We start from the raw sequence: 23,980 nt of genomic DNA on the forward strand, positions 1-23,980 counted from the left end.
AAAGCACTACAAAACATTTGACGATCCAAAAAAGCATGGGCATGATGGCCTCGCTCCCGCTAATCAGGGGCCCTGGCAAGGGCCTTCGGATCGTCGCTCCAAGCTACCCACCCGAGCCGATTCGTGTCTGTACCGCCCACAAGGCGTGTTTGACGAGGTTGCGACTGGAACGAAGTTGTCCCGAGGGACGGAAGCTAACCAGGTAACCCGGCTACACGCTGTTGAGCACCCGAGGGCCCACGACGCCCGGAGACTGTTCTCGGTCCGCCTGTACCTACTCCACCCTCCCGCCACTCGTTCATCCCGTCGCATTCCCCGCCAGACCCGACATGACCGCCTAAGCTTCTGGTCAGCGAGCAGCCCTGCCCACGCATTTGAATGCAGGGCTGGCAAATGGATTTTTTCCACCACAAGAACACGCGACGAGGTTTACTTCCATGGCACTGACACGCGAACAGCAAATTGCAGCCCTTGAGAAAGACTGGGCTGAAAACCCACGCTGGAAAGGCGTGACCCGCGCTTATTCCGCTGCTGACGTCGTCCGCCTGCGTGGCTCGGTTCAACCTGAGCACACCTTTGCAAAACTCGGCGCCGAGAAGCTGTGGAACCTGGTGACACAAGGTGCCAAGCCGTCCTTCCGTCCCGACAAAGATTTCGTCAACTGCATGGGCGCCCTCACTGGCGGCCAGGCAGTCCAGCAGGTGAAAGCCGGTATCCAGGCGATCTATCTGTCCGGCTGGCAAGTGGCGGCGGACAACAACTCCGCTGAATCCATGTACCCCGACCAATCGCTGTACCCGGTGGACTCGGTGCCGACCGTGGTCAAGCGCATCAACAACTCGTTCCGTCGTGCCGACCAGATCCAGTGGAAAGCCGGCAAGAACCCGGGCGATGAAGGCTACATCGACTACTTCGCGCCGATCGTGGCCGACGCCGAAGCCGGTTTCGGCGGCGTACTCAACGCCTACGAACTGATGAAGAGCATGATCGAGGCTGGCGCTGCCGGCGTGCACTTCGAAGACCAGCTGGCGTCCGTGAAGAAATGCGGCCACATGGGCGGCAAGGTACTGGTTCCGACCCAGGAAGCCGTACAGAAACTGACCGCTGCCCGCCTGGCCGCTGACGTTGCCGGCACGCCGACCATCATCCTGGCGCGTACCGATGCCAACGCGGCTGACCTGCTGACATCGGACTGCGACCCGTACGACCAGCCATTCGTGACTGGCGAGCGCACCCAGGAAGGTTTCTATAAGGTACGTGCCGGTCTCGACCAGGCCATCGCCCGCGGGCTGGCCTACGCGCCGTACGCCGACCTGATCTGGTGCGAAACCGCCAAGCCGGACCTGGACGAAGCCCGTCGCTTCGCCGAAGCGATCAAGAAGGAATACCCGGACCAACTGCTGTCCTACAACTGCTCGCCTTCCTTCAACTGGAAGAAGAACCTGGACGACGCGACCATCGCCAAGTTTCAGCGCGAACTGTCCGCCATGGGCTACAAGCACCAGTTCATCACCCTGGCCGGCATTCACAACATGTGGCACAGCATGTTCAACCTGGCGCACGACTACGCCCGCAACGACATGACCGCCTACGTGAAGCTGCAGGAGCAGGAGTTCGCTGACGCCGCCAAGGGCTACACCTTCGTGGCCCACCAGCAGGAAGTGGGCACCGGCTACTTCGACGACATGACCACCGTGATCCAGGGCGGCACCTCGTCCGTGACCGCGCTGACCGGTTCGACCGAAGAAGAGCAGTTCCACTGATTGACTGAGTACACGGCCACTGCGGCCCCAGGGAAGACCTAACCGCAGTGCCGCACAAAGATCACGCCCCGACCTGTTCGGGGCGTTTTTTTGCCCCGTGAAAAACCTCCCTGTCAAAATGAAGATCAACCTGTGGGAGGGGGCTTGCCCCCGATGGCGGCGGGTCAATCACAGACGTATCAACTGACATCCCGTCATCGGGGCAAGCCCCCTCCCACACTGGAAATGCCGACGCGGCTCTGGATTTTGTGCAAAACATTGATCCAGAGCGGTATTGGCAGGGATCAAATCGGTTAAAAGATCCCCGTCGGCAACTAAGCGGTATTCAACCAAGTAACAGCAACTTCCCCCGCCCCACCACACACACCCGCTTAAAACCCGCGCAAACAATATTCATTATCATTTAGCTCGTGAAAACTTCGTTACCGGTTAAACAAAACACATTTGATTAAATGCCCGCTAAAGCCCGCCACACAAGGGCTGCAGCCCCAAGAAGGTGCACTATGTGCTTATTCCATCGAATAATTTCGCTATCGGAATTTTACTTGCCCGGTGTTTAGCCATAAAATCACCGCGATTGATTGCAGTGCGACATATCGTCACTGCATCGTTACTTTTTCGAGCTCAGAGACCTTTGCTCTCTGTTAAGGATTTCCAGCATGACCGAAGCGACAGGACTCATGGCCCACAACTGGGGCTTTGCCATTTTCCTCCTCGGTGTTGTCGGCCTCTGCGCCTTCATGCTCGGTGTTTCCAGCCTCCTCGGGTCAAAAGCCTGGGGCCGCAGCAAAAATGAACCGTTCGAGTCCGGCATGCTGCCTACAGGTGGCGCCCGCTTGCGGCTCTCAGCCAAATTCTATCTGGTCGCGATGCTGTTCGTGATCTTCGATATCGAAGCCCTCTTTCTCTTTGCCTGGTCTGTGTCCGTCCGCGAAAGCGGCTGGACCGGATTCGTCGAAGCCCTCGTTTTCATAGCAATTCTGTTGGCAGGTCTTGTCTACCTATTCCGAGTGGGCGCCCTTGACTGGGCTCCGGAAGCTCGTCGTAAGCGGCAAGCGAAGCTGAAACAATGAGGCTTTGGCGATGCAATACAATCTCACCAGGATCGACCCGGATGCTCCTAACGAGCAGTACCCCATCGGCGAGCGGGAAACCGTTTCCGACCCGTTAGAAGACCAAGTCCACAAAAACATCTACATGGGCAAGCTGGAAGACGTGCTGAGTGGCGCGGTCAACTGGGGGCGTAAAAACTCCCTGTGGCCGTACAACTTCGGTCTTTCGTGCTGCTACGTGGAAATGACCACCGCCTTCACGGCGCCCCACGACATCGCGCGCTTTGGCGCCGAAGTTATCCGGGCCTCGCCGCGCCAGGCGGATTTCATGGTTATCGCCGGCACCTGCTTCATCAAGATGGCGCCGATCATCCAGCGTCTCTACGAGCAAATGCTCGAACCGAAGTGGGTTATCTCCATGGGTTCGTGCGCCAACTCCGGTGGCATGTACGACATCTATTCCGTCGTTCAAGGGGTGGACAAGTTCCTGCCCGTGGACGTCTACGTGCCTGGCTGCCCGCCTCGCCCTGAAGCGTTCCTGCAAGGCTTGATGCTGTTGCAGGAATCGATTGGCAAGGAGCGTCGCCCGCTTTCCTGGGTCGTCGGCGATCAAGGCGTGTACCGCGCCGAGATGCCCTCGCAAAAGGAACAGCGCCGCGAACAGCGTATCGCAGTCACCAACCTGCGCAGCCCCGACGAAGTCTGATCCAGCGCCGCTTCTTTAATAGAACGAACACCTGGTTTCATTCTTTACGTTGACCGAAAGCGATAAAAAACCATGACTACAGGCAGTGCTCTGTACATCCCGCCTTATAAGGCAGACGACCAGGATGTGGTCGTCGAACTCAATAACCGTTTTGGCCCTGACGCCTTCACCGCCCAGGCCACACGCACCGGCATGCCGGTGCTGTGGGTGGCGCGTGCCAAGCTTGTCGAAGTCCTGACCTTCCTGCGCAACCTGCCCAAGCCGTACGTCATGCTCTATGACCTGCACGGTGTGGATGAGCGTCTGCGCACCAAGCGCCAGGGGCTGCCGAGCGGCGCCGATTTCACCGTGTTCTACCACCTGCTGTCGATCGAACGTAACAGCGACGTGATGATCAAGGTCGCCCTGTCCGAGAGCGACCTGAGCGTGCCGACCGTGACCGGTATCTGGCCGAACGCCAGTTGGTACGAACGCGAAGTCTGGGACATGTTCGGCATCGACTTCCCGGGCCACCCGCACCTGACGCGCATCATGATGCCGCCGACCTGGGAAGGTCACCCGCTACGCAAGGACTTCCCTGCGCGCGCCACCGAATTCGACCCGTTCAGCCTCAACCTCGCCAAGCAACAGCTTGAAGAAGAGGCTGCACGCTTCCGTCCGGAAGACTGGGGCATGAAGCGCTCCGGCACCAACGAGGACTACATGTTCCTCAACCTGGGCCCGAACCACCCTTCGGCCCACGGCGCCTTCCGTATCATCCTGCAACTGGACGGCGAAGAAATCGTCGACTGCGTGCCGGACATCGGCTACCACCACCGTGGTGCCGAGAAAATGGCCGAGCGCCAGTCGTGGCACAGCTTCATCCCGTACACCGACCGTATCGACTACCTCGGCGGCGTGATGAACAACCTGCCGTACGTGCTCTCGGTCGAGAAACTGGCCGGTATCAAGGTACCGGACCGCGTCGACACCATCCGCATCATGATGGCCGAGTTCTTCCGGATCACCAGCCACCTGCTGTTCCTGGGGACCTATATCCAGGACGTCGGCGCCATGACCCCGGTGTTCTTCACCTTCACCGACCGTCAGCGCGCCTATAAGGTCATCGAAGCCATCACCGGTTTCCGCCTGCACCCGGCCTGGTACCGCATCGGCGGCGTGGCCCACGACCTGCCGAACGGCTGGGAACGCCTGGTCAAGGAATTCATCGACTGGATGCCCAAGCGCCTGGACGAGTACCAAAAGGCCGCGCTGGATAACAGCATCCTCAAGGGTCGTACCATCGGCGTCGCGCAGTACAACACCAAGGAAGCCCTGGAATGGGGCGTCACCGGTGCCGGCCTGCGTTCCACCGGCTGCGATTTCGACCTGCGTAAAGCACGTCCGTACTCCGGGTATGAGAATTTCGAATTCGAAGTCCCGCTGGCGGCCAATGGCGATGCCTACGACCGTTGCATCGTGCGCGTCGAAGAAATGCGCCAGAGCCTGAAGATCATCGAGCAGTGCATGCGCAACATGCCGGCCGGCCCGTACAAGGCGGATCACCCGCTGACCACGCCGCCGCCGAAAGAGCGCACGCTGCAGCACATCGAAACCCTGATCACGCACTTCCTGCAGGTTTCGTGGGGCCCGGTCATGCCGGCCAACGAGTCCTTCCAGATGATCGAAGCGACCAAGGGTATCAACAGTTATTACCTGACGAGCGATGGCGGCACCATGAGCTACCGCACCCGGATCCGTACCCCGAGCTTCGCCCACTTGCAGCAGATCCCTTCGGTGATCAAAGGCGAGATGGTCGCGGACTTGATTGCGTACCTGGGTAGTATCGATTTCGTTATGGCCGACGTGGACCGCTAAGCATGAACAGCACGCTTATCCAGACAGACCGTTTCACCTTGAGTGAAACCGAGCGCTCGGCCATCGAGCACGAGCTGCATCACTACGAAGACCCGCGCGCGGCGTCGATCGAAGCCTTGAAGATCGTCCAGAAGGAACGAGGCTGGGTGCCGGACGGCGCCCTCTACGCCATCGGCGAAATCCTCGGCATCCCTGCCAGCGACGTCGAAGGGGTGGCCACGTTCTACAGCCAGATCTTCCGTCAGCCGGTGGGCCGCCACATCATTCGCGTGTGCGACAGCATGGTCTGCTACATCGGCGGCCACGAATCGGTGGTCAGCGAGATCCAGAACAAGCTGGGCATCGGCCTCGGCCAGACCACCCCGGACGGCCGCTTCACGCTGCTGCCGGTGTGCTGCCTGGGCAACTGCGACAAGGCGCCGGCGTTGATGATCGACGACGACACATTCGGTGACGTGCAGCCCGCTGGCGTGACCCAATTGCTCGAGGGCTACCCATGACCCTGACTTCTTTCGGCCCGGCCAACCTGATCAAGCGTTCGCCCGAGACCCACCCGCTGACCTGGCGCCTGCGTGACGATGCCGAACCGGTATGGTTCGACGAGTACCAGGCCAAGAACGGCTACGCGGCTGCGCGCAAAGCCTTCGCGGACATGGCCCAGGACGATATCGTCCAGACCGTGAAAGACGCTGGCCTCAAAGGCCGCGGCGGTGCAGGCTTCCCCACGGGCGTGAAGTGGGGCCTGATGCCCAAGGACGAATCCATCAACATCCGCTACCTGCTGTGCAACGCGGATGAAATGGAGCCGAACACCTGGAAAGACCGCATGCTGATGGAGCAACTGCCCCATCTGCTCATCGAAGGCATGCTGATCAGCGCCCGCGCGCTGAAAACCTACCGGGGCTACATCTTCCTGCGTGGCGAGTACACCACCGCCGCCAAGCACCTCAACCGTGCCGTGGAAGAAGCCAAGGCCGCCGGCCTGTTGGGCAAGAACATCTTGGGTTCGGGTTTTGACTTCGAACTGTTCGTGCACACCGGCGCCGGGCGCTACATCTGCGGTGAAGAAACCGCACTGATCAACTCCCTCGAAGGTCGCCGCGCCAACCCGCGCTCCAAGCCGCCCTTCCCTGCCGCCGTGGGCGTGTGGGGCAAGCCGACCTGCGTGAACAACGTCGAGACCCTGTGCAACGTGCCGGCGATCATCGCCGACGGCGTGGACTGGTACAAATCGTTGGCCCGCGAAGGCAGCGAGGACATGGGCACCAAGCTCATGGGCTTCTCCGGCAAGGTCAAGAACCCTGGCCTGTGGGAGCTGCCGTTCGGCGTGACCGCACGCGAGCTGTTCGAGGACTACGCTGGCGGCATGCGCGACGGCTACACCTTGAAAGCTTGGCAGCCAGGCGGCGCCGGTACCGGTTTCCTGTTGCCCGAGCACCTCGACGCACAAATGTATGCCGGCGGCATCGGCAAGGTGGGCACCCGGATGGGTACCGGCCTGGCGATGGCGGTCGACAACACCGTGAACATGGTGTCCTTGCTGCGCAACATGGAGCAGTTCTTTGCCCGCGAGTCCTGCGGCTTCTGCACCCCATGCCGCGACGGTCTGCCATGGAGCGTGAAGCTGCTGATGGCGCTGGAAAACGGCGAAGGCCGCGAGGGTGATATCGAGACCCTGCTGGGCCTGGTCGGTTTCCTCGGCCCGGGCAAGACCTTCTGTGCTCACGCACCGGGCGCCGTGGAGCCATTGGGCAGCGCAATCAAATACTTCCGCTCGGAGTTCGAAGCCGGCATCGCGCCTACCAGCGCTGCCGTCCCACCTCTGGCAAGGCCGATCGTAGTCGGCGCGTAACGCTTTAAAAGGCGAAGGGTCCGTGCCCTTCGCTTTCTCATGGGCTGACGCCGTAGAGGCTGTGTTGAGGCCCATGAATAACAAGATTCCATTAGCCACGCCCGCTGACAACGGGCCAACGAAGAACTTTGAACCATGGCCACTATCCACGTAGACGGCAAAGCGCTCGAAGTCGATGGGGCAGACAACCTGTTACAGGCCTGTCTGTCGCTCGGTCTCGATATCCCGTATTTCTGCTGGCACCCCGCGCTTGGTAGCGTCGGGGCCTGCCGCCAGTGTGCGGTCAAGCAGTACACCGACGAGAACGACACCCGTGGTCGTATCGTCATGTCCTGCATGACCCCAGCCACCGACAACACCTGGATCTCCATCGACGATGAAGAATCCAAGGCGTTCCGCGCCAGCGTCGTCGAATGGCTGATGACCAACCACCCCCACGACTGCCCGGTCTGTGAGGAAGGCGGTCACTGCCACCTGCAAGACATGACCGTGATGACCGGCCACAACGAGCGCCGTTATCGCTTCACCAAGCGTACCCACCAGAACCAGGACCTCGGCCCGTTCATTTCCCACGAAATGAACCGTTGCATCGCCTGCTATCGCTGCGTGCGCTTCTATAAGGACTACGCCGGCGGCACCGACCTCGGCGTATTCGGCGCCCACGACAACGTGTACTTCGGTCGTGTTGAAGACGGCGTGCTCGAAAGCGAGTTCTCCGGCAACCTCACCGAGGTCTGCCCGACCGGTGTGTTCACCGACAAGACGCACTCCGAGCGCTACAACCGCAAGTGGGACATGCAGTTCGCCCCGAGCATCTGCCATGGCTGCTCCAGCGGTTGCAACATTTCCCCGGGCGAGCGCTACGGCGAATTGCGTCGCATCGAAAACCGCTTCAACGGTTCGGTCAACCAGTACTTCCTGTGCGACCGTGGCCGTTTCGGCTATGGCTACGTCAACCGCGAAGACCGCCCTCGCCAACCACTGCTGGCCGACGGCGCCAAGCTGAGCCTGGACGACGCGCTGGATAAAGCTGCCGACCTGCTGCGCGGCCGCAACATCGTCGGTATCGGTTCGCCCCGCGCCAGCCTCGAAAGCAACTTCGCCTTGCGCGAGCTGGTCGGCGCCGAGCACTTCTACAGCGGTATCGAAGCCGGTGAACTGGAGCGCATCCGCCTGGTCCTGCAGGTGCTGAACGACAGCCCGCTGCCCGTACCGAACATGCGCGACATCGAAGACCACGACGCGATCTTCGTGCTCGGTGAAGACCTGACCCAGACCGCCGCCCGCATCGCCCTGTCGCTGCGCCAGTCGGTCAAGGGCAAGGCCGAAGACATGGCCGACGCCATGCGCGTACAGCCGTGGCTCGACGCCGCAGTGAAGAACATCGGCCAGCACGCGCTGAACCCGCTGTTTATTGCGAGCATTGCTGAAACCAAGCTCGACGACATCGCTGAAGAATGTGTGCACGCAGCACCGGACGACCTGGCCCGCCTCGGTTTCGCCGTGGCCCACGCCCTGGACGCCAGCGCGCCTGCCGTCGAAGGCCTGGACACCGAAGCCGTCGAGCTGGCCCAGCGCATCGCCGACGCCCTGCTGGCGGCCAAGCGCCCATTGATCATTGCTGGCACCTCGTTGGGTTCCAAGGCGCTGATCGAAGCCGCTGCCAACATCGCCAAGGCCCTGAAGCTACGCGACAAGAACGGTTCCATCAGCCTGGTGGTGCCGGAAGCCAACAGCCTCGGCCTGGCCATGCTCGGTGGCGAGTCCCTGGACGCTGCCCTGCAAGCGGTGACCGACGGCAACGCCGACGCCATCGTGGTACTGGAAAACGACTTGTACACCCGCACCGATGCGGCCAAGGTCGACGCGGCACTGAACGCGGCCAAAGTGCTGATCGTTGCCGATCACCAGAAGACCGCCACCAGCGACCGCGCCCACCTGGTACTGCCGGCCGCCACCTTCGCCGAAGGCGACGGCACCCTGGTCAGCCAGGAAGGCCGTGCCCAGCGCTTCTTCCAGGTGTTCGATCCGAAGTACATGGACGCCAGCATCCTGGTTCACGAAGGCTGGCGCTGGCTGCATGCCTTGCGCGCCACCCTGCTGAACCAGCCGATCGACTGGACCCAGCTCGACCACGTCACCGCAGCCACCGCTGCCAGCGCCCCGCAACTGGCGCGGATTGTCGATGCGGCACCGTCCGCTTCGTTTCGCATCAAGGGCTTGAAACTGGCCCGTGAACCGCTGCGTTATTCCGGTCGTACCGCGATGCGCGCCGACATCAGCGTGCACGAACCACGTACCCCGCAAGACAACGACACCGCGTTCGCCTTCTCCATGGAAGGCTACTCGGGTTCGGTCGAGCCGCGTCAGCAGGTGCCATTCGCCTGGTCGCCGGGCTGGAACTCGCCGCAGGCCTGGAACAAGTTCCAGGACGAAGTCGGTGGTCACATCCGCGCTGGCGACCCGGGCACCCGCCTGATCGAAAGCACCGGTGACGCACTGAACTGGTTCGCCGCCGTACCGCGTCCGTTCAACCCAGCCCAGGGCACCTGGCAGGTTGTGCCGTTCTTCCACCTGTTCGGCAGCGAAGAGAACTCTTCCAAGGCCGCGCCGGTGCAAAGCCGCATCCCTGAAGCCTACGTATCCCTGGCCAAGTCCGAAGCCGACCGCCTGGGCGTCAACGACGGTGCCCTGCTCAGCCTGAACGTGGCCGGCCAGACCCTGCGTCTGCCTCTGCGCATCAACGATGAGTTGGGTGCAGGCCTGGTTGCACTGCCAAAAGGCCTCGCCGGTATTCCGCCTGCGATCTTTGGCAAAACCGTTGACGGTCTGCAGGAGGCAGCGCAATGACCTGGTTCACCCCTGAAGTGATCGACGTGATCATCTCGGTCGTCAAGGCCATCGTGATCCTGTTGGCCGTGGTCGTCGCGGGCGCCCTGCTCAGCTTCGTCGAACGTCGCCTGCTGGGCTGGTGGCAGGACCGCTACGGTCCGAACCGCGTTGGCCCGTTCGGCATGTTCCAGATCGCCGCCGACATGTTGAAAATGTTCTTCAAGGAAGACTGGACCCCGCCGTTTGCCGACAAGGTGATCTTCACCCTGGCACCGGTCGTGGCCATGAGCGCCTTGCTGATCGCCTTCGCGATCATCCCGATCACCCCGACCTGGGGCGTGGCGGACCTGAACATCGGCTTGCTGTTCTTCTTCGCCATGGCCGGCCTGTCGGTCTACGCGGTGCTGTTCGCCGGCTGGTCGAGCAACAACAAGTTCGCCCTGCTGGGCAGCTTGCGGGCCTCGGCCCAGACCGTGTCCTACGAAGTGTTCATGGGCCTGGCGCTGATGGGCATCGTGGTGCAGGTCGGCTCGTTCAACATGCGCGACATCGTCGAGTACCAGGCACAGAACCTGTGGTTCATCATTCCGCAGTTCTTCGGCTTCTGTACCTTCTTCATCGCTGGTGTCGCCGTGACTCACCGTCACCCGTTCGACCAGCCGGAAGCGGAACAGGAACTGGCCGACGGTTACCACATCGAATACGCCGGCATGAAGTGGGGCATGTTCTTCGTCGGTGAATACATCGGCATCATCCTGATCTCGGCCCTGCTGGTCACGCTGTTCTTCGGCGGCTGGCACGGACCGTTCGGCATCCTGCCGCAGTTGGCGTTCTTCTGGTTCTTCCTGAAGACCGCGTTCTTCATCATGTTGTTTATCCTGCTGCGCGCTTCCATTCCGCGTCCACGATATGACCAGGTGATGGATTTCAGCTGGCGCTTCTGCCTGCCGCTGACCCTGATCAATTTGCTGGTGACTGCTGCCGTGGTGCTGATGCACACGCCAGCGGCTGCGGTTCAGTGAGGATTTGACCCATGTTCAAATATATTGGCGACATCGTTAAGGGTACCGGTACCCAGTTGCGAAGCCTGGTGATGGTGTTCGGTCACGGCTTTCGCAAACGCGACACCCTGCAATACCCGGAAGAAGCGGTATACCTGCCGCCGCGCTACCGCGGCCGCATCGTACTGACCCGCGACCCCGATGGCGAAGAGCGTTGCGTAGCCTGCAACCTGTGCGCCGTGGCGTGCCCGGTGGGTTGCATCTCCCTGCAGAAAGCTGAAACCGAAGACGGTCGCTGGTACCCGGACTTCTTCCGCATCAACTTCTCGCGCTGCATTTTCTGCGGCCTCTGCGAGGAAGCTTGCCCGACCACCGCGATCCAGCTCACACCGGATTTCGAGATGGCCGAGTTCAAACGTCAGGACCTGGTGTACGAGAAAGAAGATCTGTTGATCTCTGGTCCCGGTAAAAACCCTGATTACAACTTCTATCGTGTTGCAGGTATGGCCGTTGCCGGTAAGCCGAAAGGCGCCGCACAAAACGAAGCCGAGCCGATCAACGTGAAGAGCTTGCTGCCTTAAGGAAGAAAGATGGAATTCGCTTTCTATTTCGCATCGGGTATCGCGGTTGTGTCCACGCTTCGCGTGATCACCAACACCAACCCCGTGCACGCCCTGCTCTACCTGATCATTTCGCTGATCGCCGTGGCCATGACCTTCTTCAGCCTCGGCGCGCCGTTCGCCGGTGTGCTGGAAGTGATCGCCTATGCCGGCGCCATCATGGTGCTGTTCGTGTTTGTGGTGATGATGCTTAACCTGGGGCCGGCTTCGGTCGCCCAGGAACGCGTCTGGCTCAAGCCCGGCATCTGGCTCGGTCCGGTTGTCCTGGCAGCGCTGCTGCTGGGTGAACTGCTGTATGTGCTGTTCGCTCACCAGAGCGGCCAGGCCATCGGCCACACCACCGTGGATGCAAAAGCCGTGGGCATCAGCCTGTTCGGCCCGTACCTGCTGGTGGTCGAACTGGCGTCGATGCTGCTGCTCGCTGCAGCCGTCACCGCCTTCCACTTGGGCCGCAACGAAGCCAAGGAGCAATGACGATGCCTGCTATCCCTTTGGAGCATGGTCTGGCGGTCGCCGGCATCCTGTTCTGCCTTGGCCTGGTCGGCCTGATGGTCCGCCGTAACATTCTGTTCGTGTTGATGAGCCTGGAAATCATGATGAACGCCGCGGCACTGGCGTTCATCGTTGCGGGTGCACGTTGGGGCCAGCCGGATGGACAAGTCATGTTCATCCTGGTGATCAGCCTGGCAGCCGCCGAGGCCAGCATTGGCCTGGCGATCCTGCTGCAACTGTATCGTCGCTTCCACACGCTTGATATCGACGCTGCCAGTGAGATGCGCGGATGAACATGATCTTTCTGACTTTCGTATTTCCCCTGATCGGTTTCCTGCTGCTGTCGTTCTCCCGTGGACGCTGGTCGGAAAATCTGTCTGCCCTGGTGGGCGTGGGTTCCATTGGCCTGTCGGCGATCGTTGCCGCCTACGTCATCTGGCAATTCAACGTGGCACCGCCGGAAGGCGGTCACTACACCCTGGTGCTGTGGCAGTGGATGTCGGTGGAGGGCTTCAAGCCCAACTTCGCCCTCTACGTCGACGGCCTGTCGATCACCATGCTCGGCGTGGTGGTCGGCGTGGGCTTCCTGATCCACCTGTTCGCGTCCTGGTACATGCGCGGTGAAGCCGGTTACTCGCGCTTCTTCTCGTACACCAACCTGTTTATCGCCAGCATGCTGTTCCTGGTGCTCGGCGATAACCTGTTGTTCCTGTACTTCGGCTGGGAAGGCGTGGGCCTGTGCTCGTACCTGTTGATCGGTTTCTACTACAGCAACCGCAACAACGGTAACGCAGCACTCAAGGCCTTTATCGTCACCCGCATCGGCGACGTGTTCATGGCCATCGGCCTGTTCATCCTGTTCCAGCAAGTGGGCACGCTGAACATCCAGGAACTGCTGGTGCTGGCACCGCAGAAATTCCAGGTTGGCGACTTCTGGATCACCCTGGCCACCCTGATGCTGCTCGGCGGCGCCGTGGGTAAATCCGCGCAACTGCCACTGCAAACCTGGCTGGCGGACGCGATGGCCGGCCCTACCCCGGTTTCCGCACTGATCCACGCTGCCACCATGGTAACCGCCGGTGTCTACCTGATCGCCCGTACCCACGGCCTGTTCACCCTGGCGCCGGACATCCTGCACCTGGTCGGCATCGTTGGTGGCGTGACCCTGGTCCTGGCTGGCTTTGCTGCCCTGGTACAGACCGACATCAAGCGCATCCTTGCCTACTCGACCATGAGCCAGATCGGCTACATGTTCCTGGCCCTGGGCGTTGGCGCCTGGGACGCGGCGATCTTCCACCTGATGACCCACGCCTTCTTCAAGGCCTTGCTGTTCCTCGCTTCCGGTGCGGTGATCGTGGCCTGCCACCATGAGCAGAACATCTTCAAGATGGGCGGCCTGTGGAAGAAACTGCCACTGGCCTATGCCAGCTTCATCGTCGGTGGTGCCGCCCTGGCCGCCCTGCCGCTGGTGACCGCCGGTTTCTACTCGAAGGATGAAATCCTCTGGGAAGCCTTCGCCAGCGGCAACCAGAACCTGCTGTACGCAGGCCTGGTGGGTGCGTTCATGACCTCGCTGTACACCTTCCGCCTGATCTTCATCACCTTCCACGGTGAAGCCAAGACCGAAGCTCACGCAGGCCACGGCATCTCGCACTGGTTGCCGTTGTCGGTACTGATCATCCTGTCGACCTTCGTCGGCGCCATGATCACCCCGCCTCTGCACGGTGTACTGCCGCAAAGCGTCGGCCATGCCGGTGGCGAAGCCCAGCACAGCCTGGAAATCGCCTCGGGCGCCATCGCCATTGCCGGTATCCTGCTGGCGGCCCTGCTGTTCCTCGGCAAGCGTCGCTTCGTGACGGCCGTCGCCAACAGTGGCATCGGCCGCTTCCTGTCGGCCTGGTGGTTCGCCGCCTGGGGCTTCGACTGGATCTACGACAAACTGTTCGTCAAGCCTTACCTCGCCATCAGCCACATTCTGCGCAAGGACCCGCTCGACCAGACCATCGGTCTGATCCCGCGTGCCGCCAAGGCCGGTCACACCGCCCTGAGCCGCAGCGAGACTGGCCAACTGCGCTGGTATGCAGCCTCCATGGCGGCCGGTGCCGTGCTGGTAATCGGCGCCATCGTCGTGGTAGCGATATGACTATGAACATTGCGATCTTTGCGAACTTGCGAAAGGAAACGAGCCTGTCATGATTCTGCCCTGGCTAATCCTGATCCCCTTCATCGGCGGCCTGCTCTGCTGGATGGGTGAACGCTTCGGCGCCACCCTCCCCCGCTGGATTGCGTTGCTGACCATGTCCCTGGAACTCGCGCTCGGCCTCTGGCTGTGGGCCCATGGCGACTATTCATTTGCTCCGGCACCGGGTGTCGATCCGACCTTCGCGCTTGAATTCAAGCACGTGTGGATCCAGCGCTTCGGCATCAACGTGCACCTGGCCCTCGACGGCCTGTCGCTGTTGATGATCCTGCTGACCGGCCTGCTGGGTATCCTCTCGGTACTCTGCTCCTGGAAAGAGATCCAGCGTCACGTGGGTTTCTTCCACCTGAACCTGATGTGGATCCTGGGCGGTGTGGTCGGCGTGTTCCTCGCCCTCGACCTGTTCATGTTCTTCTTCTTCTGGGAAATGATGCTGGTGCCGATGTACTTCCTCATCGCGCTCTGGGGTCACAGTTCTTCGGACGGCAAGAAAACCCGGATCTACGCGGCGACCAAGTTCTTCATCTTCACCCAGGCTTCCGGCCTGATCATGTTGGTGGCGATCCTGGGCCTGGTACTGGTCAACTTCAATAACACCGGCGTGATTACCTTCAACTACGCCGACCTGTTGAAGACCAAGATGTCCCTGACCACCGAGTACATCCTGATGCTGGGCTTCTTCATCGCCTTCGCGGTGAAGCTGCCGGTGGTGCCGTTCCACTCCTGGCTGCCTGATGCGCACGCCCAGGCGCCGACTGCCGGTTCCGTGGACCTGGCCGGTATCCTGCTGAAGACTGCGGCCTACGGCCTGCTACGTTTCGCCCTGCCGCTGTTCCCGAATGCCTCGGCCGAGTTCGCGCCGATCGCCATGACCCTGGGTCTGATCGGGATCTTCTACGGTGCGTTCCTGGCGTTCGCGCAAACCGACATCAAGCGTCTGATTGCCTTCTCGTCCGTTTCCCACATGGGCTTCGTACTGATCGGTATCTACTCCGGCAGCCAACTGGCGCTGCAGGGCGCGGTAATCCAGATGCTGGCCCACGGTGTCTCGGCCGCTGCCCTGTTTATCCTGAGTGGCCAGCTGTACGAGCGCCTGCACACCCGTGACATGCGTGAAATGGGTGGCGTGTGGTCGCGCATTGCCTACCTGCCTGCGATCAGCCTGTTCTTCGCCGCCGCGTCCCTGGGCTTGCCGGGCACCGGTAACTTCATCGGCGAGTTCCTGATCCTGATGGGTGCCTTCGTGCAAACGCCGTGGATCAGTGCGATTGCTACCTCCGGCCTGGTGTTCGGTTCGGTCTACTCGCTGATCATGATCCACCGCGCCTACTTCGGCCCGGCCAAGTCCGACACCGTCCTGCAAGGGATGGATGCTCGCGAACTGATCATGGTGCTCGGCCTTGCGGTACTGCTGATCTATATCGGCGTGTATCCGCAACCGTTCCTGGACACTTCTGCCGCAACGATGCATGGCGTGCAGCAGTGGTTCGGCACCGCCTTCTCTCAACTCGCTTCGGCCCGGTAAGAGCGCTATGGAATTCACGATCCAACACTTTATCGCGCTTGCGCCGCTGCTGATCACCAGCCTCACCATCGTGGTGGTGATGCTGGCAATCGCCTGGCGCCGCAATCACTCGCAAACGTTCCTGCTGTCCTGTGCCGGTCTGAACCTGGCCCTGCTGTCGATCATCCCGGCCCTCAAGGTCGCGCCATTGGCGGTCACGCCTTTGATGATGGTGGATGACTTCGCCCTGCTGTATATCGCGCTGATCCTGGTCGCGACCCTGGCCTGCGTCACCCTCGCCCACGCCTACATGGGCGAAGGCGGCACCGGTTACCCAGGCAACAAGGAAGAGCTGTACCTGCTGATCCTGCTGGCCGCGGCCGGTGGCATCGTGCTGGTCAGCGCACAGCACCTGGCCGGCCTGTTCATCGGCCTGGAACTGCTGTCGATCCCGACCTACGGCCTGGTGGCCTACGCGTTCTTCAACAAGCGCTCCCTGGAAGCCGGCATCAAGTACATGGTGCTGTCCGCCGCCGGTTCCGCGTTCCTGTTGTTCGGCATGGCCCTGCTCTACGCCGAAGCCGGCAGCCTGAGCTTCACCGGTATCGGCCACGCCCTGGCCACCACCAGCCTGCCTGCGCCGATTGCCCAACTGGGCCTGGCCATGATGCTGATCGGCCTGGCGTTCAAGCTGTCGCTGGTGCCGTTCCACCTGTGGACCCCGGACGTGTACGAAGGCGCCCCGGCGCCGGTGGCCGCTTTCCTGGCGACCGCGTCGAAGGTTGCGGTGTTTGCGGTGATGGTGCGTCTGTTCCAGATCTCGCCTGCTGCCAACACTGGCGTGCTGAGCAACGTGCTGACCGTGATCGCCATCGCGTCGATCCTGTTCGGTAACCTGCTGGCCCTGACCCAGAACAACCTCAAGCGTCTGCTGGGTTACTCGTCCATCGCTCACTTCGGCTACCTGCTGATCGCCCTGGTGGCGAGCAAAGGCCTGGCCGTGGAAGCCATGGGTGTGTACCTGGTCACCTACGTGATCACCAGCCTCGGCGCGTTCGGCGTAATCACCCTGATGTCCTCGCCGTTCAAAGGCCGTGACGCCGACGCCCTGTACGAGTACCGCGGCCTGTTCTGGCGCCGTCCGTACCTGACCGCCGTACTGACCGTGATGATGCTGTCCCTGGCCGGTATTCCGCTCACGGCGGGCTTCATCGGCAAGTTCTACATCGTCGCCACCGGCGTCGAAGCGCACGAGTGGTGGTTGGTTGCCTCCCTGGTACTGGGCAGCGCCATCGGCGTGTTCTACTACCTGCGCGTGATGGTCACCCTGTACCTGATCGAGCCAAACCTGCGCCGTGTGGATGCCGAACTGCACTGGGAACAGAAGGCAGGCGGTGTAATGCTGCTGGCCATTGCCCTGCTCGCGTTCTTCCTGGGTGTGTACCCACAACCGCTGCTCACCCTGGTGCAGCACGCGGTGTTGGGCGTTTGATCGCTTAGCGGTATGCAGTCAACAAAACGGCGCCTTCGGGCGCCGTTTTGCATTCTGGGCAATGGGGTTCAAACACCCTCTTCAACTCACGGAAATTTCCTCTTCCACTCGCCTACTCATCTGGTATATGCACGCCGAAGCCCGCCGTATGGTGTTTGAGTTTTAGGAAAGTTCCCACAGCCAGGTCACTTGACCATAAGCAGGTGGGCCACCAAACTATACGTAGTCTACGTACAGAACATGGATGCTCTATTTATCGAACTGCCGCCCTTCGAGCGGCATCGCAAGGACTATCTGAGTGACGAGCTTTTCCAGGGTTTTCAACAAGAGTTGATGAAGAACCCGGAAGCAGGAGATGTGATCGAGGGAACAGGCGGACTGCGCAAGGTTCGCTTCATCGACGAGCGACGCAACAAAGGCAAGCGCGGTGGCCTGCGGGTCATTTACTACTGGTGGTCGGGCGGCACGCAATTCTGGCTGTTCACCCTGTACGGCAAGCACGAACAGGATGACCTGACACCACAGCAAAAAAAAGCCCTAAAACACATGCTGGACAGGGAAATCAAAGCGAGAACACATCATGAAACGTGAAATCTTTTCCGAACTGGTCGAAGGCTTCGACGCCCTGGCAAACGAACGCCAGGGCAAAGTCACCCTGCGAACCCATAAGGTTCATCTCAATCAACTGGAGCCGCTTACCGCCGAGGAGGTGGTGGCCGTGCGTCAACAACTCAACCTCTCCCGGTCGGTGTTCGCCATGTACCTGCGCACCAACACCCGCACCCTGGAAAACTGGGAACAAGGTCGGGCCAAGCCAAATGCCCAGGCCGCCACCCTGATTCGCCTGGTGGCACGTTTCCCGGAAACCGTAGCGCAACTCGCTGCATTGGGTTGATCAACAAAGCCCCGACAGGTTCGGGGCTTTTTCATTCAGCACTATGGGCCGCCGAGCATGTTATGCGCAGCCACCCCCAGTCCTGGCGGTCCACTAGCGTTCGCGCAGGTGATACAGGGTGCGGTTCTGCGAGCGGATGCGAGTGGCCACGCCCAACGCGCCGAGGTGAAAATTGCCCAGGCCAGGGTCTGGTAGGCGATGCGGGGCATGGCCACCCTCTCTTCTCAGGATATGGAAAGCAGGTTCCACACTAAGGCAGCGACGCGACTGCGTTGAGGGTTTTGGCGGACACAAAGGGGGGCTGGCGGGGACAGTTGAACGTGGGCGTTGGCCGCCCACGTCCGGGCGATGCACTTAGAACGCGATACCGACCTTGAACCCGTACTCATCTCGCTTGAGTTTGGTGTTGTCAGCCACTTCGGAGTTACCGTCGAGTTTGTACTCAGTGCGGGTGTAGTACAAGCCCGCGACCACCGGCAGGTTACCCTTCTGATTCATCAACAGGCTGACTTCGGCGTAAGGGTTGGTGCGGTCCTTGAGGTCCACGGTGTCGCTGCCGAAATCTTCCACCTTGAGCTTGGTACGACCGTCGATGGTGCGACGGGCGCCAGCTTCAAGACGCAGGGTCATGTCATCGAACTGGTGGTTATAGCCCAGGGCCGCCTTGGCGAACGGCGATTTGTTGGTGAGCTTCACGTCGAGGTCGTTGATCTCTGGCTCGTAGCGGGTCCAGCTGTAGCCACCGCCAACGATCACGTCGACAAAGTTGCGCGCATCCAGCGCGGCGCGCCAGCCGAGATCCAGGTCTGCCTGGCCTTCCTTGAGTTTGTTATCGCTCTTTTCGCCGTATTTGGCTTCGATACCGGCCTGGTAGATAAAGCCGGATTCGGCGGTGAGCTTGTTGCCGAAGTTGTAGAACAGGCCCGCCTCAGGCATGTGGCTCTTGTCGCTCTGGCTGCCGCCTTCGAATTTGAAGTCGTTGTAGCTGCCCAGGATCCCGAAGGTGGAGATCGGGTCGGTGGACGGTGCGGCGAACACCACGGCAGGCGCAGCGACCAGCGCCAGCAGCGAGGAACCCTTGAAGAGTTTTCCGAATAGCTTGGACATCGTTTTACATCTCCTTGTCTGGTGAGCAAATTATTCAGGAAACGGTTCGAACCCCGGCATGCGCCAAAGGTTCGAATTAATTTGCGTGGATTTGGAGGTAAAACGGTTCAGCGAGGCTCTAGCTCACTATTCCCGGGAGGCAGCCAGGACCAGGCCATCCAGGGTTTGCCGAAGTGTTGCCGTGTCCGGCACGCGAATCCTGAAGGTTTCAGTCAGCATCTGCACCACCTCATCGGCACTGCCAAGCGTGCGTTTTTCGCTCGGCCGGTCCAGGGAGTGGATCGCATAGTGGGTGTTGTTCAGGGTATGGCGCTTGCCCGGTGCCAGGCGTGCGACTTTCAGTTGGCCCACAAATACCGAATCCGGGTGGGTAGAGACGTACCAGTTGCCGATTTCGTAATCGATATCCGCCTGTACTTGCAGGTCGAACACATACAGCCCACGCCACTCCTCGGCCACTTGTGCCCACAAGGTGTAACTGCCCTGCCCGTCGAAAGTCAGGCGATACGGTTCATGGGCCGTGGCCTGCACCGCTTCGGTGTCCAGTTGCAACGGGCTGCTGGGCACCATGCCGCCAAAGCCGACATCGGTGATGTAGCGCACGCCGTCCAGGGTCACCAGGCTCAAACGATGGGTACGCGCCGTGCGTGCATCCGGCGCCCCGCCCATCACCACCCGGCCGGTGATGCCACGCGCCTCGAAGCCGAGTTCCTGCAGCAAGGCCAGGAACATCTGGTTCAGCTCATAGCAATAGCCGCCCCGCCCGTCCAACAGCACTTTTTGTTCGACACTGGGCAGGTCGATCGGCACCGGCAGGCGTATCAGGCTCGACAGGTTCTCGAAGGCAAAGCTGCACACGTGGCGCAGTTGCAGGGCCTGCAAGGTGTGCAGGGTGGGCGCCGGCGGCGTGTCATAACCCAGGCGTTGCAGGTAGAGACGGCTATGGGTCAGCAGAGACATGGCGCGATCCTTGGGCGCAGGAAGAAGGCATCACTATGCCGCGCCAACCTGCAGATTGTCATTTTGAATGAACCTTTTTGAACGCTGCCCTATCCATCTATAACAACACAGGGAGGCAACATGAGTACCGCAAAAATCTACACGATCAATTATCAGCTGCACGGTCAACCGAAAACCTTTGTGGTGCGTGCTGAAGTGATGAACAACGCCGAGGCCTGGCACTGGGCGGCGGTGGATGCCGATATTGCCCATGTGAGTCGCGTGGGGCGCGTGGGGCATGAGCAGGTCAAGAAAACCACCCGGCCCTGGGCGGAGAAGTTTGGGATTACCGATGTCACGTGGATCGCACCCAAGTAAGTGCATAGCCCCATCGTACAAGGTGGGGCTTTTAACACCCTCTGCAGTTGACCATTTGCCCATCATGAACAGGGCTAACGCTTCAGTGAAATCAATTCAATTTCACTCGACCCATGCGCTGCCTAAACTACATCCTAATTATTGATTCTAGAAATCAATCTGGCACCTGAACAACCCATCAGGTGTATTCCGGAAATCAGGATGTCAGGCCACAATGAACAGCGAGTTTGCCTTTACCCTCAAAACCCTGCGTTTCGACGAACATTATCAGCCCTCGAAAAACACGCGCATCACCACAAACTTTGCCAACTTGGCCAGGGGTAAAAGTCGCCAGGAGAATCTGCGCAACACATTGAGGATGATCAACAATCGTTTCAATGCATTGGCGCAGTGGGATAACCCCAAGGGTGATCGCTACAGAGTGGAACTTGATATCGTCTCGGTTGAAATGGACATTGCCCCTGAACAGCGTGGCAATGCCATCCCGCTGATTGAAATATTGAAAACGACGATAGTCGATCAACACACCCATGAACGCAGTGAGGGTATTGTCGGCAACAACTTTTCCTCCTACGTTCGCGATTACGATTTCAGCGTTGCCTTGTCAGCGCACAACAAGAATCAGACCGAGTTCAGCACACCCGAGAACTTTGGCGACTTGCATGGAAAACTGTTCAAGCACTTCGTCAACTCAAACACGTACAAAGAAAACTTCAAGAAGCCGCCGGTGATCTGCCTGAGCGTTTCGAACACCAGGACCTATCATCGGACAGAAAACCAGCATCCTGTACTGGGCTTTGAATACCAACAGGACGCCTACTCCTTGACGGATGAGTACTTCAGTAAAATGGGCTTGAAGGTTCGCTACTTCATGCCTTCACACAGTGTTGCGCCGCTGGCCTTTTATTTTTCCGGTGACTTGCTGGCGGATTACAGCAATCTTGAACTCATCAGCACCATCAGCACCATGGACACTTTCCAGAAGATTTACCGGCCCGAGATTTACAATGCCAATTCTGCCGCCGGCAAATTCTACCGACCCAGCTTGAAGCACCAGGATTACTCACTGACGTTGATTGTCTACGATCGAGAAGAACGCAGCCGCCTGGCGATTGAACAGGGAAAATTTGTTGAAGAGCACTTTATCAAACCCTACCAGGCTGTTCTTCAACAGTGGTCCGCCCACTGCGCGCTTTGACGCATTAATACTACAAGGTCATCCCTGATGAAAAAGTTGTTACCTACTTCGACCGCCGGCAGTTTGCCTAAACCTTCCTGGCTGGCTCAACCTGAAACACTGTGGTCGCCCTGGAAACTGCAGGATGAGGCATTGACCGAGGGCAAACACGACGCCTTGCGCCTGTCCCTGCAGGAACAACAGCACGCGGGCATTGATATCGTCAGTGATGGTGAACAGACGCGCCAACACTTTGTGACGACGTTTATTGAACACCTCAGCGGTGTTGATTTCGAGAAACGCGAGACCGTGCGAATCCGTGATCGTTATGACGCAAGCGTGCCAACGGTCGTAGGGGCTGTTTCCCGCCAGAAACCCGTGTTTGTCGAAGACGCCAAGTTCTTGCGCCAGCAAACCAGTCAACCCATCAAGTGGGCGCTGCCTGGCCCCATGACGATGATCGACACGCTGTATGACAACCATTACAAGAGTCGTGAAAAGCTCGCCTGGGAATTCGCCAAAATCCTCAACCAGGAAGCCCTTGAATTAGAAGCCGCCGGGGTGGATATCATCCAATTCGACGAGCCCGCCTTCAACGTGTTCTTTGATGAGGTGAACGACTGGGGCGTGGCCACCCTGGAAAGGGCCATTGAAGGCCTCAAATGCGAAACCGCCGTGCATATTTGCTACGGCTACGGCATCAAAGCCAATACTGACTGGAAAAAGACGCTGGGATCAGAGTGGCGTCAATATGAAGAAGCCTTCCCCAAGCTGCAGCAATCCAGTATCGATATCGTCTCGCTGGAGTGTCACAACTCCCATGTGCCCATGGAGCTGATTGAACTTATCCGCGGCAAAAAAGTGATGGTCGGCGCCATCGACGTGGCCAGCCACACCATTGAAACACCCGAGGAAGTCGCCAACACCTTGAGAAAAGCACTGCAGTTTGTCGATGCCGACAAGCTCTACCCTTGCACGAACTGTGGCATGGCGCCGCTGCCTCGTCACATCGCCAGGGGCAAGCTGAATGCGTTGAGTGCCGGCGCAGCGATTGTCCGAAGCGAACTCTCGAACCCGTACTGAGAATGCGCAAGGCCTGACGATGTCAGGCCTTGCCTGGCGCATTCGCACGTCACCCCATTCAGGACCGCCCATGTCACCTCCCATCGAGCCCTCGCGCTTTCGAGAAGCCCTCGGGCACTACGCGTCCGGTATAACAGTGATTACCTCCCACGTTGACGGCGAGCCGATCGGCTTCACTTGCCAGTCGTTCTACAGCGTGTCGATGAGCCCGCCACTGGTGTCATTCAGCGTCATGTCCAATTCAGCCAGCTATCCGAGGATGCGCCAGGCCGGCCGGTTTGCCGTCAATATTCTGTCCGGCGAGCAGGTCGGGATTTCCAACCAGTTCGCTCGGCGAGGCACAGACAAGTGGCACGGCGTGGAGTGGCAGGGATCACCACTGGGCAATCCGCTCATTGCCGGCAGCCTGTACTGGCTGGATTGCGAAATTCACGCCGAACACGCCGCGGGTGATCACCTGATCGTGATCGGCGAAGTGAAAGCCATGAACCTGCCTGAAGCGACTGCTTCGCAGCCATTGCTTTACTTCAAAGGACAGTATCGCGACCTCGCCACGCACGATGCGTGTCGGCAAGAATGAGCCGCAAGGACCGTGGCCGGATCAAGTCTTCAAATCTCCCAGCGGATCGTAGGGTGGTTTCCGCTCGTCCTTGTCGGTGTTTTTCTTATCCAACGGCGCGATAGCCGGACCAATGGGGTCTACCTGCGGATCCGATACATCCGGTGAATCCGGATCAAACCCCAGTTCATCCTGAACACTGGAATGCTCGCCCGAAGCCGGGCCTTTCGATGTGTCACTCACGGCGTTCTCCTCATTTAAAGTGGGCGAGCCTTGTCATGGAGGCTTTCAAGGTCTTCCTCGACGCGCTCCACGTCGTCGTCCTGGCGCTCCGCCGGGTCGTTGGGGCGCAACGCATCATTGTCGCGTTCTTCCTCTCCGGGTGTGCGGTCAGGGTTCGGGGTACCGGGCGGTGGTTGCTTGTATTCGGGCATGATGGCTCACCTCAAAGGGTCTACACCAATTTAGAGA

General features: G+C 59.9%; 24 protein-coding genes. 20 read left to right on the forward strand and 4 right to left on the reverse strand.

The features are described from left to right. The first annotated feature begins 437 nt into the window (after positions 1-437). The 16 genes from aceA to BFN10_RS24825 all read left to right on the forward strand — a co-directional run bounded on the left by aceA (position 438) and on the right by BFN10_RS24825 (position 18,266). Positions 438-1,763, forward strand: a complete 1,326-nt coding sequence (gene aceA, locus BFN10_RS24750) for an isocitrate lyase (protein WP_003174717.1) — start codon at positions 438-440, stop codon at positions 1,761-1,763. A gap of 659 nt (positions 1,764-2,422) precedes the next feature. Continuing rightward, positions 2,423-2,836 carry an NADH-quinone oxidoreductase subunit A gene (locus BFN10_RS24755; protein WP_003219575.1) on the forward strand — a complete coding sequence of 138 codons (414 nt, stop codon included), beginning with the start codon at positions 2,423-2,425 and terminating at the stop codon, positions 2,834-2,836. 10 nt (positions 2,837-2,846) lie between these two features. Then, on the forward strand, positions 2,847-3,521 hold the full coding sequence (locus tag BFN10_RS24760) for a NuoB/complex I 20 kDa subunit family protein (RefSeq protein ID WP_003174719.1): 675 nt from the start codon (positions 2,847-2,849) through the stop codon (positions 3,519-3,521). Positions 3,522-3,593: 72 nt separating this feature from the next. Next, positions 3,594-5,378: an NADH-quinone oxidoreductase subunit C/D gene (nuoC, locus tag BFN10_RS24765; protein ID WP_025858969.1), complete on the forward strand. Its 1,785-nt coding sequence runs from the start codon at positions 3,594-3,596 to the stop codon at positions 5,376-5,378. A gap of 2 nt (positions 5,379-5,380) precedes the next feature. Next, complete coding sequence (gene nuoE, locus BFN10_RS24770) at positions 5,381-5,878, forward strand: NADH-quinone oxidoreductase subunit NuoE (RefSeq protein ID WP_003174721.1); 498 nt, start codon at positions 5,381-5,383, stop codon at positions 5,876-5,878. Further along, a complete protein-coding gene (nuoF, locus tag BFN10_RS24775; protein WP_025858970.1) occupies positions 5,875-7,230 on the forward strand; it encodes an NADH-quinone oxidoreductase subunit NuoF in 1,356 nt (451 codons plus the stop codon). Before nuoE ends, nuoF begins: the two co-directional genes overlap by 4 nt. 135 nt (positions 7,231-7,365) lie before the next feature. Beyond that, positions 7,366-10,080 (forward strand): NADH-quinone oxidoreductase subunit NuoG, encoded by a 2,715-nt coding sequence (gene nuoG, locus BFN10_RS24780; RefSeq protein WP_071491904.1) that lies wholly within the window; start codon positions 7,366-7,368, stop codon positions 10,078-10,080. After that, complete coding sequence (gene nuoH / locus BFN10_RS24785; protein ID WP_071491905.1) at positions 10,077-11,084, forward strand: NADH-quinone oxidoreductase subunit NuoH; 1,008 nt, start codon at positions 10,077-10,079, stop codon at positions 11,082-11,084. The genes nuoG and nuoH overlap by 4 nt, the downstream gene beginning before the upstream one ends. Before the next feature lie 11 nt (positions 11,085-11,095). Beyond that, on the forward strand, positions 11,096-11,644 hold the full coding sequence (gene nuoI / locus BFN10_RS24790) for an NADH-quinone oxidoreductase subunit NuoI (RefSeq protein WP_003174725.1): 549 nt from the start codon (positions 11,096-11,098) through the stop codon (positions 11,642-11,644). 9 nt (positions 11,645-11,653) lie between these two features. Then, positions 11,654-12,157, forward strand: coding sequence for an NADH-quinone oxidoreductase subunit J (gene nuoJ, locus BFN10_RS24795; RefSeq protein ID WP_016974048.1), 504 nt, complete (start codon positions 11,654-11,656; stop codon positions 12,155-12,157). Positions 12,158-12,159: 2 nt separating this feature from the next. Beyond that, complete coding sequence (nuoK, locus tag BFN10_RS24800) at positions 12,160-12,468, forward strand: NADH-quinone oxidoreductase subunit NuoK (protein WP_003174727.1); 309 nt, start codon at positions 12,160-12,162, stop codon at positions 12,466-12,468. Next, on the forward strand, positions 12,465-14,318 hold the full coding sequence (nuoL, locus tag BFN10_RS24805; RefSeq protein WP_071491906.1) for an NADH-quinone oxidoreductase subunit L: 1,854 nt from the start codon (positions 12,465-12,467) through the stop codon (positions 14,316-14,318). The genes nuoK and nuoL overlap by 4 nt, the downstream gene beginning before the upstream one ends. A 49-nt stretch (positions 14,319-14,367) precedes the next feature. After that, a complete protein-coding gene (gene nuoM / locus BFN10_RS24810) occupies positions 14,368-15,900 on the forward strand; it encodes an NADH-quinone oxidoreductase subunit M (protein WP_010209575.1) in 1,533 nt (510 codons plus the stop codon). 7 nt (positions 15,901-15,907) lie between these two features. Continuing rightward, complete coding sequence (gene nuoN / locus BFN10_RS24815) at positions 15,908-17,371, forward strand: NADH-quinone oxidoreductase subunit NuoN (protein WP_058425023.1); 1,464 nt, start codon at positions 15,908-15,910, stop codon at positions 17,369-17,371. Positions 17,372-17,611: 240 nt separating this feature from the next. Then, complete coding sequence (locus BFN10_RS24820; protein WP_071491907.1) at positions 17,612-17,962, forward strand: type II toxin-antitoxin system RelE/ParE family toxin; 351 nt, start codon at positions 17,612-17,614, stop codon at positions 17,960-17,962. Continuing rightward, positions 17,952-18,266 (forward strand): helix-turn-helix domain-containing protein, encoded by a 315-nt coding sequence (locus BFN10_RS24825; protein ID WP_071491908.1) that lies wholly within the window; start codon positions 17,952-17,954, stop codon positions 18,264-18,266. Before BFN10_RS24820 ends, BFN10_RS24825 begins: the two co-directional genes overlap by 11 nt. Positions 18,267-18,620: 354 nt before the next feature. On the opposite strand, the gene BFN10_RS24830 is transcribed toward BFN10_RS24825, so the two are convergent. Both BFN10_RS24830 and BFN10_RS24835 read right to left on the reverse strand, forming a co-directional pair. Beyond that, positions 18,621-19,373, reverse strand: coding sequence for an outer membrane beta-barrel protein (locus BFN10_RS24830; protein ID WP_071491909.1), 753 nt, complete (start codon positions 19,371-19,373; stop codon positions 18,621-18,623). A 126-nt stretch (positions 19,374-19,499) separates the two neighbouring features. Further along, positions 19,500-20,333, reverse strand: a complete 834-nt coding sequence (locus tag BFN10_RS24835; protein WP_071491910.1) for an arylamine N-acetyltransferase family protein — start codon at positions 20,331-20,333, stop codon at positions 19,500-19,502. A 120-nt stretch (positions 20,334-20,453) separates the two neighbouring features. Here BFN10_RS24835 and BFN10_RS24840 point away from each other — a divergent pair, with 120 nt between their 5' ends. From BFN10_RS24840 to BFN10_RS24855, 4 genes are all read left to right on the forward strand, one after another. Beyond that, complete coding sequence (locus BFN10_RS24840) at positions 20,454-20,690, forward strand: DUF6555 family protein (RefSeq protein WP_058425027.1); 237 nt, start codon at positions 20,454-20,456, stop codon at positions 20,688-20,690. 214 nt (positions 20,691-20,904) lie between these two features. Beyond that, positions 20,905-21,888 carry a DUF1852 domain-containing protein gene (locus tag BFN10_RS24845; RefSeq protein ID WP_071491911.1) on the forward strand — a complete coding sequence of 328 codons (984 nt, stop codon included), beginning with the start codon at positions 20,905-20,907 and terminating at the stop codon, positions 21,886-21,888. Between the two features lie 27 nt (positions 21,889-21,915). Continuing rightward, positions 21,916-22,950, forward strand: a complete 1,035-nt coding sequence (locus BFN10_RS24850; RefSeq protein WP_071491912.1) for a methionine synthase — start codon at positions 21,916-21,918, stop codon at positions 22,948-22,950. Positions 22,951-23,020: 70 nt separating this feature from the next. Then, positions 23,021-23,530, forward strand: coding sequence for a flavin reductase family protein (locus tag BFN10_RS24855; RefSeq protein ID WP_071491913.1), 510 nt, complete (start codon positions 23,021-23,023; stop codon positions 23,528-23,530). A 21-nt stretch (positions 23,531-23,551) separates the two neighbouring features. Here BFN10_RS24855 and BFN10_RS29065 read toward each other — a convergent pair whose 3' ends face one another. Together BFN10_RS29065 and BFN10_RS29520 are read right to left on the reverse strand one after the other, a co-directional pair. Next, entirely contained in the window at positions 23,552-23,752 is a 201-nt protein-coding gene (locus BFN10_RS29065; RefSeq protein WP_083351478.1) for a DUF6021 family protein, read from the reverse strand. 14 nt (positions 23,753-23,766) lie between these two features. Next, positions 23,767-23,943 carry a hypothetical protein gene (locus BFN10_RS29520; RefSeq protein ID WP_165447912.1) on the reverse strand — a complete coding sequence of 59 codons (177 nt, stop codon included), beginning with the start codon at positions 23,941-23,943 and terminating at the stop codon, positions 23,767-23,769. Between the last annotated feature and the right edge of the window lie 37 nt (positions 23,944-23,980).

Source organism: Pseudomonas extremorientalis (assembly GCF_001870465.1).
Lineage (GTDB): Bacteria > Pseudomonadota > Gammaproteobacteria > Pseudomonadales > Pseudomonadaceae > Aquipseudomonas > Aquipseudomonas extremorientalis.